Annotated in this window: 17 protein-coding genes and 1 riboswitch; of the genes, 3 read left to right on the plus strand and 14 right to left on the minus strand. The window is 43.1% G+C overall.

Going from position 1 to position 18,409, the window contains the following annotated elements; genetic code table 11:
* Nucleotides 1-49: 49 nt before the first annotated feature.
* The 5 genes from OC530_RS03435 to zapA form a co-directional block, all read right to left on the minus strand.
* Nucleotides 50-598 (minus strand): carboxymuconolactone decarboxylase family protein, encoded by a 549-nt coding sequence (locus OC530_RS03435; protein WP_050223066.1) that lies wholly within the window; start codon nucleotides 596-598, stop codon nucleotides 50-52.
* 322 nt (nucleotides 599-920) lie between these two features.
* Complete coding sequence (locus OC530_RS03440; protein ID WP_173233469.1) at nucleotides 921-2,243, minus strand: sodium:alanine symporter family protein; 1,323 nt, start codon at nucleotides 2,241-2,243, stop codon at nucleotides 921-923.
* Between the two features lie 90 nt (nucleotides 2,244-2,333).
* Nucleotides 2,334-2,422, minus strand: a riboswitch (glycine riboswitch).
* A gap of 163 nt (nucleotides 2,423-2,585) precedes the next feature.
* Nucleotides 2,586-4,922 carry an endonuclease MutS2 gene (locus OC530_RS03445; RefSeq protein ID WP_262079516.1) on the minus strand — a complete coding sequence of 779 codons (2,337 nt, stop codon included), beginning with the start codon at nucleotides 4,920-4,922 and terminating at the stop codon, nucleotides 2,586-2,588.
* 103 nt (nucleotides 4,923-5,025) lie between these two features.
* A complete protein-coding gene (locus OC530_RS03450) occupies nucleotides 5,026-5,574 on the minus strand; it encodes a CvpA family protein (RefSeq protein ID WP_023936318.1) in 549 nt (182 codons plus the stop codon).
* Entirely contained in the window at nucleotides 5,571-5,873 is a 303-nt protein-coding gene (gene zapA, locus OC530_RS03455; RefSeq protein ID WP_000002019.1) for a cell division protein ZapA, read from the minus strand. The genes OC530_RS03450 and zapA overlap by 4 nt, the downstream gene beginning before the upstream one ends.
* An 86-nt stretch (nucleotides 5,874-5,959) precedes the next feature.
* Between zapA and rnhC the strand changes: the two genes are divergently transcribed.
* The 3 genes from rnhC to OC530_RS03470 all read left to right on the plus strand — a co-directional run bounded on the left by rnhC (nucleotide 5,960) and on the right by OC530_RS03470 (nucleotide 10,069).
* Nucleotides 5,960-6,841 carry a ribonuclease HIII gene (rnhC, locus tag OC530_RS03460; RefSeq protein ID WP_262079522.1) on the plus strand — a complete coding sequence of 294 codons (882 nt, stop codon included), beginning with the start codon at nucleotides 5,960-5,962 and terminating at the stop codon, nucleotides 6,839-6,841.
* Between the two features lie 3 nt (nucleotides 6,842-6,844).
* Nucleotides 6,845-7,459: a signal peptidase I gene (gene lepB / locus OC530_RS03465; protein ID WP_001083986.1), complete on the plus strand. Its 615-nt coding sequence runs from the start codon at nucleotides 6,845-6,847 to the stop codon at nucleotides 7,457-7,459.
* Nucleotides 7,460-7,702: 243 nt separating this feature from the next.
* Nucleotides 7,703-10,069: an ATP-dependent RecD-like DNA helicase gene (locus OC530_RS03470; protein WP_262079527.1), complete on the plus strand. Its 2,367-nt coding sequence runs from the start codon at nucleotides 7,703-7,705 to the stop codon at nucleotides 10,067-10,069.
* A 47-nt stretch (nucleotides 10,070-10,116) separates the two neighbouring features.
* Here OC530_RS03470 and tig read toward each other — a convergent pair whose 3' ends face one another.
* The 9 genes from tig to mvk form a co-directional block, all read right to left on the minus strand.
* A complete protein-coding gene (gene tig / locus OC530_RS03475; protein WP_262079529.1) occupies nucleotides 10,117-11,400 on the minus strand; it encodes a trigger factor in 1,284 nt (427 codons plus the stop codon).
* 92 nt (nucleotides 11,401-11,492) lie between these two features.
* Nucleotides 11,493-12,149, minus strand: coding sequence for a DNA alkylation repair protein (locus OC530_RS03480; protein WP_262079531.1), 657 nt, complete (start codon nucleotides 12,147-12,149; stop codon nucleotides 11,493-11,495).
* The gene (locus tag OC530_RS03485; RefSeq protein ID WP_112444370.1) at nucleotides 12,150-12,782 is read right to left on the minus strand and encodes a response regulator transcription factor; all 633 of its coding nucleotides are present in this window, start codon (nucleotides 12,780-12,782) and stop codon (nucleotides 12,150-12,152) included. It lies immediately after the preceding gene.
* 13 nt (nucleotides 12,783-12,795) lie between these two features.
* Entirely contained in the window at nucleotides 12,796-13,791 is a 996-nt protein-coding gene (locus OC530_RS03490; protein WP_262079533.1) for a sensor histidine kinase, read from the minus strand.
* Complete coding sequence (gene liaF, locus OC530_RS03495) at nucleotides 13,788-14,486, minus strand: cell wall-active antibiotics response protein LiaF (protein WP_084929911.1); 699 nt, start codon at nucleotides 14,484-14,486, stop codon at nucleotides 13,788-13,790. Before liaF ends, OC530_RS03490 begins: the two co-directional genes overlap by 4 nt.
* Before the next feature lie 76 nt (nucleotides 14,487-14,562).
* On the minus strand, nucleotides 14,563-15,573 hold the full coding sequence (gene fni / locus OC530_RS03500) for a type 2 isopentenyl-diphosphate Delta-isomerase (RefSeq protein ID WP_262079535.1): 1,011 nt from the start codon (nucleotides 15,571-15,573) through the stop codon (nucleotides 14,563-14,565).
* Entirely contained in the window at nucleotides 15,557-16,564 is a 1,008-nt protein-coding gene (locus OC530_RS03505) for a phosphomevalonate kinase (protein WP_262079537.1), read from the minus strand. Before OC530_RS03505 ends, fni begins: the two co-directional genes overlap by 17 nt.
* Complete coding sequence (gene mvaD / locus OC530_RS03510; protein ID WP_262079539.1) at nucleotides 16,551-17,504, minus strand: diphosphomevalonate decarboxylase; 954 nt, start codon at nucleotides 17,502-17,504, stop codon at nucleotides 16,551-16,553. Before mvaD ends, OC530_RS03505 begins: the two co-directional genes overlap by 14 nt.
* Nucleotides 17,486-18,364: a mevalonate kinase gene (gene mvk / locus OC530_RS03515; RefSeq protein WP_262079540.1), complete on the minus strand. Its 879-nt coding sequence runs from the start codon at nucleotides 18,362-18,364 to the stop codon at nucleotides 17,486-17,488. Before mvk ends, mvaD begins: the two co-directional genes overlap by 19 nt.
* Nucleotides 18,365-18,409 lie beyond the last annotated feature (45 nt).

Here is an 18,409-nt window from a genome sequence, read left to right on the forward strand (position 1 = left end):
AAAAACGAAGTCCGATTATTTCAGACTTCATTTTTTGCTCAGATATGAATTAAGCATAAGGTTGCAATTCTGGATTAATTGGGGTATTGGCTAGGTTGTTGGCATAGTTACAGAGGCTTGCTAGGCTGACACCCAGAACCACATCCAAGGCATTTTGTTGCGTGTAGCCAGCTTCTAAAAACTCAGCTAAGGCTTCATCTCCTACACGACCCTTGGTATTGATAACTGCCAAGGTAAACTTAGCTAGAGTGTCTAATTTAGGATCTGTTTCAATTGGAGTACGATTGCGAAGAGCTTGAATCAAGTCATCATTCATCTGGATTTGTTTGATGGAAAAGGCTGTGTGACCTGCGACACAGAAGGCACAACCATTGGTCACGGCTGCCGTGATTTGCACCACTTCACGCTCAACAGGTGTCAGACTGTTGCGACGGTTGATAGATGCGACAGTTCGGTAGGCTTCTAAAGCAGTCGGTGCATTGGCCAAGAGACCGATTAGGTTGGGAATATAGCCATTGTTGTCTTTTTCTACTGTTTCAAGAACCTCTTTCACTTCTGCTGGTGCTGATTCTACTGTATGGATTGTAAATGTTGTCATAAGATACCTCTTTTCTTGTTATTAACACTAATATTATTGGAAAATCTTATAAAATCCTGATTCCTAAGTTTATTTAGGATAAAGCTTTATTCTCTCATAAGATTTTCGTTGTATATTATACTCTTCGAAAATCAAATTCAAACCGCGTCAGCGTCGCCTTACCGTACTCAAGTACAGCTTGCGGCTAGCTTCCTAGTTTGCTCTTTGATTTTCATTGAGTATTAGTTTATCACACTTCCAATCATTTGCATAATATATATTATATATCAGCTTGATAAAAATCATTTATAGGCAAAAAAATCACACGAACTGTGTGATTTCATTATTTATCAAAATACTTTTTAGTCTCAGAAATGACGACTGGTGATAAAACCAAGAGGGCAATCAAGTTTGGCAGAGCCATCAAGGCATTGACAATATCTGCAATAATCCAGACCATATCCAACTCGATAAATCCTCCCAATAAGACCATGAGTACAAAGACCACACGGTAGAGCCAGATCAAACGAACACCAAAGAGAAACTCAAAACAGCGTTCTCCATAGTAGTTCCAACCTAGAATCGTTGTAAAGGCAAAGAGAACAAGGAAGATGGTTAAGAGGGCAGGTCCAAAGTGTGAAAAGACTGTTGAGAAGGCTGACTGAGTCAAGGCAACCCCATTCAAATCACCACTCCAAACACCAGTTACCAAGATGGTCAAACCAGTCAGAGTACAGATAATGAGGGTGTCAATAAAGGTTCCTGTCATGGAAATCAAACCTTGCTCTACCGGTTCATTTGTCTTAGCCGCAGCAGCTGCAATGGGAGCAGAACCCAGACCAGATTCGTTTGAGAACACACCACGCGCCACACCATTTTGAATAGCCATTCGAATGCTAGCACCAGCAAAACCACCTACCGCAGCAAGGGGACTAAAAGCTGAGGTAAAGACTAAAGCGATTGTGGCAGGGATTTTCCCAATATTAAAGAAAATAACTGTAAGGGTTCCCACAATATAAATGATCGCCATAAAAGGAACTACGGTAGTAGAGACCTTAGAAATAGACTTGAGTCCACCAAAGACTGCAATCGCTACAAAGACAGACAAGACGAGAGCTGTGATGGCTGGCGAAATAGCCGTTGTATTTTGGATGGATTCTGTAATCGAGTTGACTTGGGTGAAGGTTCCGATTCCCAAGAGAGCAACCAATACTCCTGCTACTGCAAACAAAACAGCAAGTGGTCGCCACTTTTCTCCCATTCCTAGAAGAATATAGTGCATGGGACCTCCCGCTACTTCACCATGGTCGTCCTTGGTGCGGTATTTGATGGCCAAGAGTCCTTCCGCATACTTGGTAGCCATTCCAAAGAAAGCCGCCATCCACATCCAAAAGAGGGCTCCTGGTCCACCAACCTTGATAGCCGTCGCAACTCCTATAATATTCCCTGTTCCAACGGTTGATGCCAAGGCTGTACACAGAGCTGCAAAACTGGATACATCACCATGTCCCTTATCCTGGATAAAAATAAGCTGAAAGGCCTTGGGCAGACGCAAAACCTGCAAGAGCCCTAGCCGAATAGTTAGGTAAATCCCTGTTCCGACCAATAAAATCAAGAGGGGCGGTCCCCAAGCAAAAGCATCGATTGATTTAAGCAATTCTAACATTTCCTTCTCCTATCTTTTCAACCCCAAAAGAAAGAGCACATGCAAGATACATGTACTCTGGAATGCTTAGATAAATGCTAAAAAGCGGTCTATCCTAGCTCTGTCCTTTTACCTGAGAGTTTGAGCAGTTACCTGCCTTGCCCCTTCGGTGCCTTTACGGTCTCTCCAGAGTTCCGTCCATTTACAGTCATGGAAAATCAAACGATTCTCCACTTCTATTAAACTTCATTCGGTGTTGGTATTTAATTGATTCTTATTTTACAAAAAATGTTGGCTTTTGTCAATGTGTTTATTAGTAAAAATTAGTTCAACAGTTTTTACTTTATAAAGTCCAGAATACTGTTATCCTTTAAAAGTCACAATAGTTGCACCGCTGCCTCCAGCATTTTGTGGGGCATAGCCGAAACTCTTGACATGTTTGTTTCTTTTTAGGTATTTGGTAACTCCTTCACGGATGACACCTGTTCCGATACCATGGATGATATCGACTTGCGCCATATTGTTAAGCAGGGCTTGATCGATAAAGGCATCTAGCTCATTCATAGCCTCTTCATAGCGCTTGCCTCGAAGGTCCAGTCTGGCTTGTGGACCACGACCAGAAGTTCGTTTCACAACATTGACTTGTTTCTTCTTGACTTGCTTTTCTTGCTGGGCTTGAACAAGGTCAAATTCTTTCTCTTCCAAGGTCATCTTAATCAAGCCAACTTGGGCTTCCCAGCGGCCGTCCTTGAGTTGACTGGTCAAGGTACCACGCTGGCCATAACTGAGAACCACGATATCATCTCCCACCTTTGGAGCTCGTTTTTTCTTGGCCTTTTGAAGAACCTTGTTTTTAGACAAATCTACTTTTTCAGGAGCCAATTTTTTCAACTTGGCCTTGGCTTCAATGATTTCATGAGGTTTGAGCTGGGACTTACTATGGAGATTTTTGAGAATCTGGTCACTTTCACTGAGGGCCATGTCCACAATCTCAGCAGCCTGTTCACGCGCCTTGTTAAGCTCGGTTTCCTTTTCACGATTGAGCTCATTGTAGAGCTTTTTGAGAGCGCGGTTCATCTTGAGATTTTCTTGCTCCACCTCACGGATATTGTCCAAGCGTTTGCGGCTTTCCAGCGTCTGCTCTTCCAGTTGTTCAATGATACGATTGACATCATTGTCCTGATCGACCTGCTGACTAGCATCCCCTACGATAACTTCAGATAGACCTAGACGTTTGGCAATCTCAAAGGCATTGCTTCGACCAGGAACGCCCTGCATAAAGCGATAGGTCGGACGAAGAGTCGCAGTATCAAACTCCATGCTGGCATTTTGCACAAAGGCTGTCTCGATACCATAGGCCTTGAGTTCCGGATAGTGGGTGGTCGCCATGGTCTTGACTTGACGCAGGCGAAGGTCTTCCAGAATAGCCATGGCAAGAGCAGCTCCTTCTTGAGGGTCTGTTCCAGCCCCCAACTCATCCAAGAGCAAGAGCGAATGCTGGTTGACCTTGCCAAGAATATCCACAATATTGGTCATGTGGCTAGAGAAGGTAGACAAGCTCTGCTCAATAGACTGCTCATCGCCAATATCAGCAAAGATTTCTTCAAAAATACCAACACGACTTCCCTTATCTGCTAAAATCGGCAAACCAGACTGGGCCATAACCTGCGTCAAGCCCAGAGTTTTAAGCATGATGGTCTTCCCGCCTGTATTAGGACCTGTAATGACAATAGCTGTTAAATCTTGTCCAAAATGGACATCATTTGCAACGGCATTTTTGACCAAAGGATGGCAGACATGGAGCAGTTGAATTTCTTGATTTTCTGATAGCTGAGGAACGACTGCTTGCCTTTCTTGGATAAAGCGAACCTTAGCACGAATCAAGTCCAGATGACCGATAATCCAAGCGTCATTAGCAATCTCAGCCGCATGAGGGCGGACACGCTCAGAAATTTCTTGGAGAATACGAAGCATTTCATAGCGCTCATCTGCTCGCAGACTAGCAATTTCTTCGCTCAGTTTGACCACCTCACGAGGTTCGATGTAGACAGTATTTCCGCTGGCAGAAATATCATGCACGACACCTGCAATCTTATTGCGGTAGGTGTTTTTGACTGGTAAAACCTGACGACCATTTCTACTAGCAACGATTCCTTCCGTCAACATCTGCGCTTTTTGCTTGAGCAAATCTTGCAAGACATCGCGTACCTGACTCTCGCTATCATAGATTTTTCGACGGATTCGCGCTAATTCTTCACTGGCAAAATTTTCAATGAAACCTGCATCATTAAAGGCTTGGAGATTTCCTTGCAATTGCGGAAAATCATGTAATTTCTCAAACCAAAGGGCTAATTCTTCCAAGCTGACATTTTCCAGATTGGCATAAAAACTTTGCAGTTCTCGGCTAGCAAGAAGTACGCGCTTCAAGAGGAGGAACTCCTCGATATTGAGATCCGCCCCCATCTCCAATCGCTTGCAGACTCCTGCGATTTCCTTGGTTGTGAGAATGGTAAAATGCGGTTGCTCGACAAAGAGAGCCTGCATTTCCTTCATCTCAGCAAAAGCCTGTTTGATTTTATCTGCTTTGGCAGTCGGAGCTAGCTGTCTCAATTGCTCCAAGCCCTGCTCGGTCAACAAATGGGGTTCAAACAAAGCCTTAACCTTATTGAACTCTAATGTCTCTAATATTTTCTTGTTCATCTTTATTTCCTTGTCTTTGAATGTTTAGGTGTGGTAGCTTTTTACATTCTGATAGATTCGAGTCAAATCTGTAAACAAAGGGCTAGGAAAATTCCTGCCCTTTTTATCCGATTAAATTTGTCACCCAGATTTGTTTGAGCCAACTGGTTGTTACTGGTATGCTCTGGATGATGTGTTTTGCGACAATACTCTTTTCAAGAGGATTTTGTATAGCTGCCATGGGAATGGTTGCTAGTATGGTCAAGGTCATTTGCAAGACAAATAAGGTCACCAACATGGACAAGATTCCTGCTGAAACTTGGAACAACTTGCCACCCAGTTTTTTACTAGGAATCAAGTGTAACAAGAGACCAAGTAAACGACCGATGCTATAGACAATCCCAAATACAAGCAAGTAGCCGATACCTGCATAAAAGACCTTATCTAACTGAAAGAGTTGATCCGATGGGAAAAAGAAAGTTCCCTGACCTTCCTGCGGATTTGCATAAGGGAGCAATAAATGGAACTGCTCTCCAAGCCCCTTATAAAACTGGCCAGCCATAAAAGCCGATGCCATGGCTGAAATCAGGTAATAAACCTGTAAGAGCAGGCCTCTCCGATAGCCGATATAAAATCCCCAAGCCAAGACCAATAGAAGAAGGAGTGAAATCATAAGGAGTCCTCAATCTTGCTCTGTTCTTGCTTACAAGTCACGAGCTTGTGACGGAGTTCTTCTAATTCTTGCTCCTTATCGTCAAATTCAATCTCACGGCTGAGTTGAGTTGATAAACAGTTGACTGCCAACAAAAGAGCGATTGTTTCATCGTCTGCACTAGGCATTTGTTCTTTAATTGCTTGGTATTTTTCTGTCGCAACCTTAGCGATTTCCTCCATAAAGAGGTTATCATGTTCGCTTGTCAAGGTTAATGATTTTTTCCCGAATGTAAATTTGAATCGATTTAGATTTGCCATAAAATTCACCTCACGATATTATACCAAAATTCGCTAATTTTGTCAGTTTTTACAAATTTGCCTGCTTTTATGGTACAATAGAAACTATGGCAAGTATAACACTCACACCAAGCGAAAAGGAGATTCAGGCTTTTCTTGAACACTATCAGACCAGTCTGGCTCCCAGCAAGAATCCCTATATTCGCTACTTTTTGCGACTACCTCAAGCAACGGTTTCTATCTATACTTCTGGAAAGATCTTACTTCAGGGTGAAGGGGCTGAGAAATATGCTCGTTTCTTTGGCTATCAGGTTTTAGAGGAAACCAGCGGACAAAATCTCCCTTTGATTGGGACAGATGAGGTGGGAAATGGTTCCTACTTTGGTGGACTTGCAGTTGTGGCTTCTTTTGTCACACCTGACCAGCATGACTTCTTGCGAAAACTCGGTGTGGGGGATTCCAAGACTCTGACCGACCAAAAGATTCGGCTTATTGCTCCTATTCTCAAGGAAAAAATCCAGCATCAGGCACTGCTTCTCTCACCAAGCAAGTACAACGAAGTCATCGGAGACCGCTACAATGCTGTTTCGGTTAAGGTAGCCCTCCATAACCAGGCTATCTATCTCCTTCTTCAAAAAGGCATTCAGCCTGAGAAAATTGTGATTGATGCCTTTACCAGTGCTAAAAATTATGACAAGTACTTGGCACAAGAGGCCAATCGTTTCAGCAATCCTATCAGCTTAGAAGAAAAGGCTGAGGGCAAATACTTGGCTGTCGCAGTTTCTTCTATCATTGCGCGTGATCTCTTTCTGGAAAATCTTGAAAATTTGGGACGAGAACTGGGCTATCAACTTCCAAGTGGAGCTGGAACGGCTTCTGATAAGGTAGCTAGTCAGATTTTGCAAGCCTACGGTATGCAGGGACTCAATTTCTGCGCCAAACTGCACTTTAAAAATACTGAAAAAGCGAAAAAACGCTTAGAAAGGTAAATTATGAATTCATTTAAAAATTTCTTAAAAGAGTGGGGATTGTTCCTCCTGATTCTGTCATTATTAGCTTTAAGCCGTATCTTTTTTTGGAGTAATGTCCGCGTAGAAGGACACTCCATGGATCCTACCCTAGCGGATGGCGAAATTCTCTTTGTTGTCAAACACCTCCCTATTGACCGTTTTGATATCGTGGTAGCCCATGAGGAAGACGGTAATAAGGACATTGTCAAGCGCGTGATTGGAATGCCTGGCGACACTATCCGTTACGAAAACGATAAACTTTACATCAATGACAAAGAGACGGATGAGCCTTACCTAGCTGACTACATCAAACGCTTCAAGGATGACAAACTCCAAAGCACTTACTCCGGCAAGGGATTTGAAGGAAATAAAGGCACTTTCTTTAGAAGTATCGCTCAAAAAGCCCAAGCCTTCACAGTTGATGTCAACTATAACACCAACTTTAGCTTTACTGTCCCAGAAGGAGAATACCTTCTCCTCGGAGACGACCGCCTGGTTTCGAGCGACAGCCGCCACGTAGGTACCTTTAAAGCAAAAGATATCACAGGGGAAGCTAAATTCCGCTTCTGGCCAATCACCCGTATCGGAACATTTTAAGAGACCTAAGAGGCCGAGAATCAGTAATCTCAGCCTCTTCTTCTATCGTGAGACGATGATTATTCACTACCCAGTCTAACTAGGATAGAAACAAAGTTATACTCAATGAAAATCAAAGAGCAAACTAGGAAGCTAGCCGCAGGTTGCTCAAAACAGTGTTTTGAGGTTGCAGATGGAAGCTGACGTGGTTTGAAGAGATTTTCGAAGAGTATTAACTCTCACCTATTTATGCAAAGGAAGCTTATGGAAGTTTATTTTTCAGGAACCATTGAACGGATTATTTTTGAAAATCCCAGCAATTTTTATCGTATCCTCCTCCTAGAAATCGAAGATACGGACGCAGAAGATTTTGATGATTTTGAAATTATTGTCACTGGTACCATGGCTGACGTGATTGAGGGAGAAGACTATACATTTTGGGGACAAATTGTCCAGCACTCCAAGTATGGGGAACAACTGCAAATCAGCCGTTATGAACGCGCAAAACCAACTAGCAAAGGGCTTGTCAAATACTTTTCAAGTAGCCATTTCAAGGGAATTGGTCTCAAGACAGCTCAGAAAATCGTGGATACCTATGGCGATAATACCATTGACGAAATTTTGCAACACCCAGAAAAGTTAGAAGGCATCGCAGGACTATCTGCCAAAAATCGCGAGGCTTTCGTCTCCACTCTCCGTCTCAACTACGGAACGGAGATGGTTTTGGCCAAACTAGCCAACTACGGCATTCCCAACAAACTAGCCTTTCAGATTCAAGACTTTTACAAGGAAGAAACCCTTGATGTGGTTGAAAATTATCCCTACCAGCTGGTTGAGGATATCAAGGGTTTGGGCTTTACCATTGCTGACCAATTAGCGGAGGAACTAGGCATCGAAAGTCAGGCTCCTGAACGCTTCCGCGCCGGGCTAGTTCATAGTCTTTTTCAGGCCTGTATGGAAACAGGGGACACCTATGTTGAAGCACAGGATTTGCTGGAACAAACACTTACTCTCCTTGAGTCTTCCCGCCCCGTAGAACTGGATCCCAGTCAAGTTGCCCAAGAACTCTCCTACCTGATTGAAGAAGACAAGGTTCAGCAAATTGATACCAAAATCTTTGATAATAGTCTCTTTTTCGCGGAGGAAGGCATCCGCAGTCACTTGGTTCGTATCCTTGAAAAAGGAAAACAGAAGAGCCAAGATTTAGAAACCATTCAAAAACATATCGCTACTGTCGAAGAAGATCTGGGGATTGAGTATGATAACATTCAAAAACAGGCGATCTGCGACGCTATCCAAAACAAGGTCTTTATCCTGACAGGTGGGCCTGGTACTGGTAAGACCACTGTTATCAATGGGATCATCGCTGTTTATGCCCTTTTAGAAGGACTTGACCTCAGGAAAAAAAGCAACTTACCGATTCTTCTTGCTGCTCCAACTGGACGAGCCGCTCGACGCATGAATGAATTGACAGGCTTGCCTAGCGCTACCATACATCGCCACTTAGGAATGACAGGTGACGATGATACCATCCATCTGGAAGATTATCTGGATGCTGACTTTATCATCGTGGATGAATTTTCTATGGTGGATACTTGGCTGGCCAACCAACTCTTCTCCAACATCTCTTCTAACAGTAAAATCCTCATCGTGGGAGACAGCGACCAGTTACCTTCTGTCAGTCCTGGACAGGTTCTAGCGGATCTGCTTCATATTCCTTTGATTCCTCAGACTCGCTTGGAAAAAATTTACCGGCAAAGCGAAGAATCAACCATCGTCACCCTAGCTAGTCAGATTCGACAGGGTATCTTGCCAGCTGATTTCACCCAGAAAAAAGCAGACCGTTCCTACTTTGAAATTGCTAGTGGCCATATTCCAGCTACGATTGAAAAAATCTTAGGCGCTGCCCTCAGAAGTGGTATTCCTGCCCGTGATATCCAAGTTCTGGCTCCCATGTACAGAGGGACGGCAGGGATTGATGCCATCAACCAGCTCATGCAAGACCTCCTTAACCCACCACAAAAAGACCAACTTAGTTTTGAAGCTCCCCAGTGCCATTATCGTAAGGGCGACAAGGTCATTCATTTGGTCAACGATGCTGAAATTAATGTCTTTAATGGAGATTTGGGAGCTATTACAGACCTGATCCCTGGTAAATACACAGAGTCGAAGCAAGATGAGATTGTCATTGATTTTGATGGCAACGAGGTCTCTTACCCACGTAACGAATGGTACAAGATTCGTTTGGCCTATGCCATGAGTATCCATAAGTCTCAGGGAAGTGAGTTCCCTGTTGTCATCCTACCGATTACCAGTGCTAGCCGACGTATGTTGGAGCGCAATCTCATCTATACAGCCATTACACGCGCCAAAAGCAAGCTTATCTTACTAGGCGAATTACAGGCCTTTGACTATGCTACCCAACACATCGGAACTGCCCGAAAAACCTATCTGATTGAACGCTTCAGTGATTTATTGGAGAATGTTGAAGAAAAGCAACCAGCTATCTCTGAAACTGCCACATCAAGTGCAACTGAACAATCCTACATCCTGACCGAAGAAAATTGGGACAGCATCCCGGCTATGATTGGGATTACAGACGCAGACCTCAAAGAGATTTTTGGAAAATAGTGCATAAGAAAACCCACCTAATCAGGTGGGATTTTTGTTTATTAATATTATTTAACTGTTGCTGTGCTTGTAATCAATTCAACAGCTTTTTTGATTGTGATATCGTGTTTCAACATATCAGCTGAAAGCAAGCTTTGTACTTGAGCAACTTCCATGTTGTAGTCTGCTGCCAATTGCTCAACTTCTTTTTGGATTTCTTCTTCTGAAGCATCAAATCCTTCAGCTTTGGCAACTGCTTCGATAACAAGGTTAGTCTTAGTACGTGACTCAGCTTCTGCTTGGTATTGGTTGTGAAGGTCTTCTTGAGTAGTTCCAGTGATTTGGAAGTACATATCAGGGTTGATACCTTGACGTTGCAAGTTTCCAAGGAATTCGTTTACTGAACGGTGAACTTCTTCGTGAATCATTTCTTCTGGAAGTTCTACGATTTCAGCGTTTTCTACAGCTTTATCAATTGCTGCACCTTCAACTGCATCTTTGTAAGCTTCTTCTTTAGCAGCAGCCAATTCATTACGGTATTTTTCTTTCAATTCAGCAAGTGTTTCAACTTCTTCGTCGATGTCTTTTGCAAGCTCATCGTCAAGAGCTGGAACTTCTTTAGCTTTTACTTCGTGGATAGTTGTCACGAATTTAGCTTCTTTACCTGCAAGGTCTTCTGCTTGGTAGTCTTCTGGGAATGTTACGATAACATCAACAGTTTCACCAGCTGAGTGACCTACCAATTGGTCTTCGAAACCAGGGATGAATTGACCTGAACCAAGTCCAAGTGAGAAGTTTTCACCTTTTCCACCATCAAATTCAACACCGTCGATAGAACCAACAAAGTCAATCACAACAGTATCACCGTTTTCAGCAGCAGCTTCCTTGATAACCAATTCAGCCAAGTTATTGCGTTCGCGTTCGATACGCTCTTCAACATCAGCGTCAGTTACTTCTTTTTCTACATCAATTGATACTTCAAGGTTTTTGTAGTCACCCAATTTTACTTCAGGTTTTGTAACGACTTCAGCAGTGATAACCCAGTCTTGACCTTTTTCCATTGAAGTTACATCAATTTTTGGTTGAGCAACCACTTCAAGACCAGCTTCTTTTACAGCTGCTTCATAAGCATTTGCCAAAAGAGCGTTCATAACATCTTGGTAAAGTGACTCTTCACCAAATTTTTTGTCGAAGATAGGACGTGGAAGGTGGCCTTTACGGAAACCTGGAACATTAAGAGATTTCTTCACTGAGTTGAAGACACGATCCAATTCTGGTTTGATTTGGTCTTGAGAGATAGTGAAAGTCAAGACACCACGGTTTGTTTCTTTGTTTTCAAATGATACAGACATTCTGTCATTTCTCCTTAAAATTTTTTAAATACAGTCTATTATAACATAAATGAGCGACTTTTTTCAAGTAACGAATGCGCTTTTCAATCATGCTAGAGGTACTTGCTCGCTTCTTTGATACTAAGTTCAGTCATTCTTTCCTTGTTTTTCTCAATGAAGCATGCTACCCAAGCTGGATTCGTTTTGGAGTAGTCTCTCAGAGCCCAGCCAATGGCTTTATTGATAAAGAATTCTGTTTGATTTAAATTATGAAGCAGAATCTTTTCCAGTAATTGAACATTGGTCTTCTCTTTTCTTAACAGCTGGTGGTCAATAGCGACGCGTCTCAACCAGATATTGTCTGACAGGCTCCATTGGAGGATTATTTTTTCCAGTTCCTGCTTCTCATACACCAAACTCCCTACTACTCGATCTAGGATATCCACCGTATCCCACCAAGACTTTGTAACAACCAACTGCTCTAGCTTAGGCAAATCGCTGTCCTTTAGATAAGACTGCATTGCTTTCAAATAATTGGCGGCCACATACTGGTATTCTCTAGACTCTTTTTCCCAGCAAGTATCTACAAAATCCCAATCGATAATCTTTGTTTTTTTCGCTTCTGGAAAGTATTTTTTATAGAGTTTATTTCTTTCTGGCGCCGCAACACCTAGAAAGGAAAATTGATGGCGCATATAGGCCTCCATAGGCCCTGCTTTTTTAGGATCTTTTGCTGCTTCTAGCTCCTCAAGTAAATCTGTTAGGCTCATCTAAAACTCCTCACGCCCTACCAAACGATGCTGAAAGGCATAGACTGCCGCCTGGGTACGATCACTGACTTCAAGTTTGGCAAGGATATTGGACACATGGGTCTTGACCGTCTTGAGAGAGATAAAAAGTTCGTCTGCGATACGCTGATTTTCGTAGCCCTTGGCAATCAGTTGGAGAACATCTCGCTCACGCGCAGTCAAATCCTCATGTAGTTCCATGTGATTGCGGTGGTATTCAACCTTCTTGCTGACCTCTTGCTCAATGGCCAGCTCACCAGCAGCCACCTTACGGACGGCATGGAGTAGTTCGTCTGCACTAGAAGTCTTGAGCATATAGCCCCTAGCACCTGCATTTAAGACAGGCATGATTTTTTCATTGTCCAAGTAAGAAGTCACAATCAAAATCTTGGCTTCAGGCCATTCTTTGAGGATAGCCAAGGTCGCGTCAATTCCATTCATCTCAGGCATGACAATATCCATGACAATGACATCTGGACGCAGTTCCAAGGCCAAGTCAATTCCTTGAGACCCGTTGGACGCCTCGCCCACAACTTCTACATCATCTTGGAGGTCAAAGTAGCTTTTCAAGCCCAAGCGGACCATTTCATGGTCATCTACTAGTAAAATTTTCATCTTTACTCCTTTATCATTCCTTATCTAGCAGGGGAATACGAATATCAATTGCCATCCCTTGCTTGGGAGCTGTTAATAACTGAACCGTCCCTGCCATATCTTCAACCCGCTCCTTGATATTTCGCAGTCCATAACTCAAGTCGTCTAAACTCCCTAACTGAAAACCAATTCCATTGTCCACCACCTTCAGTTGCAATTCAACATCTGTCTGATAGAGATAGACATCTAAACAAGAGGCCTGGGCATGGCGAAGGGTATTGCTGATCAACTCTTGCAGGATACGGAAAATATGCTCCTCAATTTTCTTGGGCAATTTCGTTACATTATGCTTGAAACCAACCTTGAGATCACTCTTGTCCTCAAGCTCTTTTAAGAGGATTTGGATTCCCTCAACCAGATTCTTCTGCTCCAGCTCAACTGGTCGCAAATGCAAGAGCAAGACCCGCAAATCCTTCTGGGCTGTTTCTAAAATAGCTGTGACACTCTGCAACTGGGGCTGCATCTTTTCTCTATCCAATTTCAAAGCCTGCTGACTGATACCCGATAAAATCATGTGGGCCGCAAACAACTCCTGACTGACTGTATCGTGCAAATCCCGAGCAATTCGCTTCCGTTCCTTCTCGATGATTTCCTCTTCCTGAGCAAGGCTATGATTTTCAGCTTTTTGAAGAGCCTCTGTCAAAAGGTTAAGTTTACCTGACAAGGACTTGAAACTGGCATCCAAATCTGGATCTGCAACCTGAACCACTTCTTGCCCTGCCAATAAACGCTTGAGATTAGTCTGCATTTTTCTTAGAGAAAGCTCTTCGATACCTCTCCAAAACAGGGCTAAGAGACAGGTCATGGACATGCTGAATACCAACAACAAAAAGATAAATTTTTCTGTTTTTTCGACATCGTGCAGAAAGATAGACCAGTCAAAGTCAAGGATTTCCAGCAAGCTGTGGGAGAAAAACAAGACAAACAGGAAGGAGGTGAGGACAATGATTACATAAGCTTGTTTTTTCATCCTCTGACCACCTCCACATCCCCAATCATAGTAGTCAAGAAAATCTTGACACTCTTGTTACTCTTGAGATAGTCTCTTGTTTCTTGATGATAGTGTTCATTGCGGAGGGCTCGCTTGGGCTGGTTGAAAAAAGTCAAATCACCATAGAGACAGTTAACGCTAAGGCTGACTTCCACATCTACAGGTACAATGATTTTGGTCGTTCCTACCATCTTTCTGAGGATAATGACATTGTCATGATTGGTTAGGATGACCCTCTCCAGATGAATAGTGTCCTTGCCCATGAGGCGAAAGAGATTGATATCATCAAACTGGCAAGTCTGGTAGCTTGAAAAATGATGGAGATTTCCAAACCAACGATTTTTCTCCTTCTTAACCGTTACCACCTCTTCAAAAACCAAATTGGTCTGCTCTTTTTCCTGGTTCATCATCGGATAAAGAAGAAAGAGGCTGTAGATGACCGCAACAAAAATAGCTAAAATCACAAAAGGATTGAGCATGACGATGAAAAAGAAAAGAATGGTTGCCACCACTAAAAGAAGATTATTGCCCTCTTTACCAGTGTAATAACGAATCAAAAGCAAAAAGAGGAATAAAATCAGCAGAAAACGCGAAAAATGCTCTGAAACCATCAAAATCAGAGCTCCTGTCAAAAGACAGGTTTCGATAAATAAAAAGATTTTAAATTTTCTCATAAGTTCATCCTCTGCTTTCTATTTTATCACAATTCAAAAAAGTCACCTCAGTCTAAAGATGGAAAAAAGGCGGTGGTTACGCCTTTTTCATCTGATCCTTTGCTTCTTTTAATTTTCCATAAAGAAGATAGTCTACTTTTTGCAGATCTGCTATGGTGGCACAATTAAGAGCACACATAATCAAGCGTAGATCTGCTTTCCAGCCTTGGACAATGCCAATCACTTCTTCGACTGTGTAGCTTTCAACCAATTCTAGAACTGTTCGAGACAGTCCTACAGCCTTAGCACCAAAGACCAAGCACTTAATCATATCCAGCGGATTCCGAACCCCTCCACTAACTAAGAGTTCGACCTTGTCTTTCCATTCTTGGGCATTGAGAAGGGCCTGCATGGTGGACTGGCCCCATTGATTAAGATAATCACGCTGACCACTGCGACGGTTTTCGATATAAGCAAAGCTGGTGCCACCACGACCTGATAGATCAACAGTTCGAACGCCTAGTTCATAGGCTCTTTCGATGGTCTTGGCATCCATTCCAAAGCCCACTTCCTTGAGGGCAATCGGAACAGGGATTTGCTTGCTATAGTCTGCTAGATTCGATTGCCAGCTTCTGAACTTCCTTTCTCCCTCAGGCATGAGTAATTCCTGCATGACATTGACATGCACTTGTAGGAGAAGAGGATTCATTTCTTCTACCGTCTGAAGTCCTAACTCGACAGGCTTGTCTAATCCAATATTGGTTCCAAGAAGGAGATTTGGATGACTAGACTTGACAGAAAAAGAGGCATCTGATGGATCTTTGAGAGCCGCACTATAAGAGCCTGTCACAAATAAAATACCACAGGCTTCCGCCACCTGAGCTAGTTTTTGATTGATTTCTTTACCTTTTTCACTCCCACCTGTCATGGCATTGATATAAAAAGGAAAAGCCCACTTTCGACCAGCAAACTCTGTGGACAGATCGATTTCATCCAGGTCATAAAGAGGTAAGGAAGAATGAATCAACTCCACCTCATCAAAGCTATTATAGGAATTTTTCTGCTCAAGGGCATAGCGGATATGCTCGTCCTTACGATTTGTCGTCATGTCCTATCCTTTCTTGGTATAAGAGCTCAATCCCCAGATCGGCCCAGCGAGTTTTTAAGGTTTCAGTTGACTGCACATCAAAACTCAAGGCAATACCACAGTCGCCACCACCCGCACCGCTACTCTTGGCAACAGCCTGCAAATCTTGACTGGCTTCTTTCAGCTGTCTCAGCGATGGCGTGTAAATATCTGCGCTCAAACCTTCTAAAAGCTGACTTGCTGTTTCCACCTGCTCGATGATTTTTTCTGATTTCTCCTGCTCCAAGGCTTCTACCAAAGCAGCCACTGTTGCTTTTGAGGAAGTTAAAAAATTCTGATTGATATTTTGCTTGATTTGCTGGACCATGTTACTAGACACAGCTACTTCCTTGGTCCATCCCACTAGGAAATCACATTCTAGATTTGGTTTCACTTGTGAGATGGAAAATCCCCACTCACGCTCCAAAACTGTCGTCAAGTTTTCTTCTTCCAACCAAGCAGCCACCTTCTGGCGATTAAATGACTGGTAGAGAACCAAATCCTCTGCTACAATACAGGCAAGGTCGCCCATGGAACCATTGTCTCCTCGCTTGAGCAAGACAGCACTAGCCAGCTTAAACAAGAGATCTTGATTAACCGAAAGATCATATAGAGCAAGCAGAGCCTTGATAACCAAGACAACGATGCTACCGCTAGAACCTAGACCAAACTTTTTCCCTTCTCGTTCCATTTTCCCACGAATTTCTAGAGAAAAAGGTCGCAAGGTTTGCTCACGATAAACGAGGAAATCTTGCACTAAAGCAATTGTTTCTTGAATCAAGCTATAGTCAGGATTTGGCGTCAAATCCACTGCGAAATCAAACATATCTGAGTAGATACGGTAACTATCAGAAAAAGTAATCTCGCCCTTCATATAGATGGGAATGGCCTTTATCAAGGCCAACTGCCCTGGCTCTAAAATAGCATATTCACCTGCCCAATAGAGTTTTCCGCAAGTTTTAACAGCAATCATCTTGACTCAAATCCTTTGTTTTTGACACAATCAAGCGATAACGTTGACCGAAGATTTCTGATAAATGCTCCAAGTCTTTCTTCTGACAGAGGACCTTGACATTGGGACCAGCATCCATGGTAAAGTAGCAGGATTCTCCTTGCTCACGAAGCTGGCGGACAAAGTCCATGGCTTCATAGCTTGCATCCGTCAGATAAGAAAAGGCTGGTGACGCAGTTTTGGTCGTAGCGTGCATAGCAAGGGCATTTTTCTCCGTTAATTCCCCAACCTTGGCAAAGTCATTTTCCTTAAGGTAAACCAGCATATCCTGATAATCCTTCTCAGACTGACGCACCCAGTCATCAAAGGTCGTCGAAGTTTCCACACAAAGTTTCATCCCATCACGACTAGAGATTGGTTTTTTCTTGTCCTCTAGCACCAACATAATCATAGCTAGCTTCAAGTCTGTCTCTACAGGGTAAATTTCCCCGCTATCCTTATCCCAAGCACCGAGTGGTCCATAAAAACTCCGAGAGGAAGATCCTGAGGCAAACTTAGCCTCCTGTGCCAACTGGCTCCGAGTCAATCCAAGCTGAAAATAAGCATTACAAGCCTTGACCAAGGCAGACAAACCACTAGAACTTGAGGACAGACCCGCTGCCGTAGGCATATTGTTTTGAGTATCGATACGGACAAATCCTTCTCCAACTGGACGGTAGCGGTCAATAATCTTGCTCATCTTGGCATGCTCCACCTCATTTTGTAGCTGACCGTTGATATAAAAAGCATCAGCTGTCGTATGGGCTGGTAGAGGTGACAAAGTCGTCTCTGTATACATATTTTCCAAAGTCAAAGAAATACTGCTAGTAGCAGGCACCATCTCTTTTTCTTTTTTCTTTCCCCAATATTTGATAATAGCAATATTTGCATAGGAACGTACTGTTACAGGCTCTCTATCCATGTCTGAACAGCTCCTTTCTCTTCTAATCTTTCTGCTAGTTCTTGAGCTTGAGTCAAATTGGTTGCCAAGGCTATGATACAGCCTCCAAGCCCACCACCGCTCATCTTGGCACCCAGAGCACCGTGGCTAAGAGCCGTTTCAACCAAAGAATCTGACTCAGGACTACTGACCCCAATTTCTTTTAAATGTAAATGCGCTTGACTGAGGATTTGCCCCAGCCCCTCAGCATCTTTTCGTGAAATCTCTTCTTCTGCCTGCTGGGTCAATTCTCCCAAAGCATGCAAAAACGGTAGGGCATCCTTGCCCTTGTTTTGAACCACTTGGATGGCTTCACGAGTATGACCATAAACGCCCGTATCGGCAATTACCAAATAGGCAGATAAATCCATCTCAAGCTCTGTAAATCCTACATTCTTAATAAAGCGAATAGGCTGGTCACTGAGACAGGTCTTAGCATCCAAACCACTCGGATTCATATGGGCAATCATCTCAGCCCGATTGACCAAAACTTCTAGTACATCATGAGGCAGTTCTGCCTGATAGTAGTCAAATACCGCACGAATGGCCGCTATGCTGATAGCTGCTGATGAACCCATTCCTCGTTTTTCAGGAATAGCCGAGTCAATCTCACAGCGAATACAAGCATCCTTGATATTTAGATGTTCAAGTGAAGCATACACCGCCATGGATAAGGTATCCTCCTCATAAAGGCGCCAAGGACTCGCTGCAGGAACTACCTTACAAGTCACCTCTACCTCCAAAAGAGGCAGGGAAATGGCAGGATAACCGTAAACGACCGCATGCTCCCCTATTAAAATAATCTTACTATGTGCCTGACCGACACCAACTTTTTTTGTCATTTTTTCCTTTTGCTAGACGAAAAAGCCGTCTCATCTTCTCATACA

Origin of the sequence: Streptococcus sp. Marseille-Q5619 (genome assembly GCF_946901205.1) — a bacterium.
In the GTDB taxonomy this organism is placed as follows: Bacteria; Bacillota; Bacilli; order Lactobacillales; family Streptococcaceae; genus Streptococcus.

Coding starts and splice junctions, on each gene's coding strand:
- OC530_RS03435 (WP_050223066.1), bottom strand. CDS start 598: ATGACAACATTTACAATCCATACAGTAGAATCAGCACCAGCAGAAGTG.
- OC530_RS03440 (WP_173233469.1), bottom strand. CDS start 2,243: ATGTTAGAATTGCTTAAATCAATCGATGCTTTTGCTTGGGGACCGCCC.
- OC530_RS03445 (WP_262079516.1), bottom strand. CDS start 4,922: ATGAACAAGAAAATATTAGAGACATTAGAGTTCAATAAGGTTAAGGCT.
- OC530_RS03450 (WP_023936318.1), bottom strand. CDS start 5,574: ATGATTTCACTCCTTCTTCTATTGGTCTTGGCTTGGGGATTTTATATC.
- zapA (WP_000002019.1), bottom strand. CDS start 5,873: ATGGCAAATCTAAATCGATTCAAATTTACATTCGGGAAAAAATCATTA.
- rnhC (WP_262079522.1), top strand. CDS start 5,960: ATGGCAAGTATAACACTCACACCAAGCGAAAAGGAGATTCAGGCTTTT.
- lepB (WP_001083986.1), top strand. CDS start 6,845: ATGAATTCATTTAAAAATTTCTTAAAAGAGTGGGGATTGTTCCTCCTG.
- OC530_RS03470 (WP_262079527.1), top strand. CDS start 7,703: ATGGAAGTTTATTTTTCAGGAACCATTGAACGGATTATTTTTGAAAAT.
- tig (WP_262079529.1), bottom strand. CDS start 11,400: ATGTCTGTATCATTTGAAAACAAAGAAACAAACCGTGGTGTCTTGACT.
- OC530_RS03480 (WP_262079531.1), bottom strand. CDS start 12,149: ATGAGCCTAACAGATTTACTTGAGGAGCTAGAAGCAGCAAAAGATCCT.
- OC530_RS03485 (WP_112444370.1), bottom strand. CDS start 12,782: ATGAAAATTTTACTAGTAGATGACCATGAAATGGTCCGCTTGGGCTTG.
- OC530_RS03490 (WP_262079533.1), bottom strand. CDS start 13,791: ATGAAAAAACAAGCTTATGTAATCATTGTCCTCACCTCCTTCCTGTTT.
- liaF (WP_084929911.1), bottom strand. CDS start 14,486: ATGAGAAAATTTAAAATCTTTTTATTTATCGAAACCTGTCTTTTGACA.
- fni (WP_262079535.1), bottom strand. CDS start 15,573: ATGACGACAAATCGTAAGGACGAGCATATCCGCTATGCCCTTGAGCAG.
- OC530_RS03505 (WP_262079537.1), bottom strand. CDS start 16,564: ATGATTGCTGTTAAAACTTGCGGAAAACTCTATTGGGCAGGTGAATAT.
- mvaD (WP_262079539.1), bottom strand. CDS start 17,504: ATGGATAGAGAGCCTGTAACAGTACGTTCCTATGCAAATATTGCTATT.
- mvk (WP_262079540.1), bottom strand. CDS start 18,364: ATGACAAAAAAAGTTGGTGTCGGTCAGGCACATAGTAAGATTATTTTA.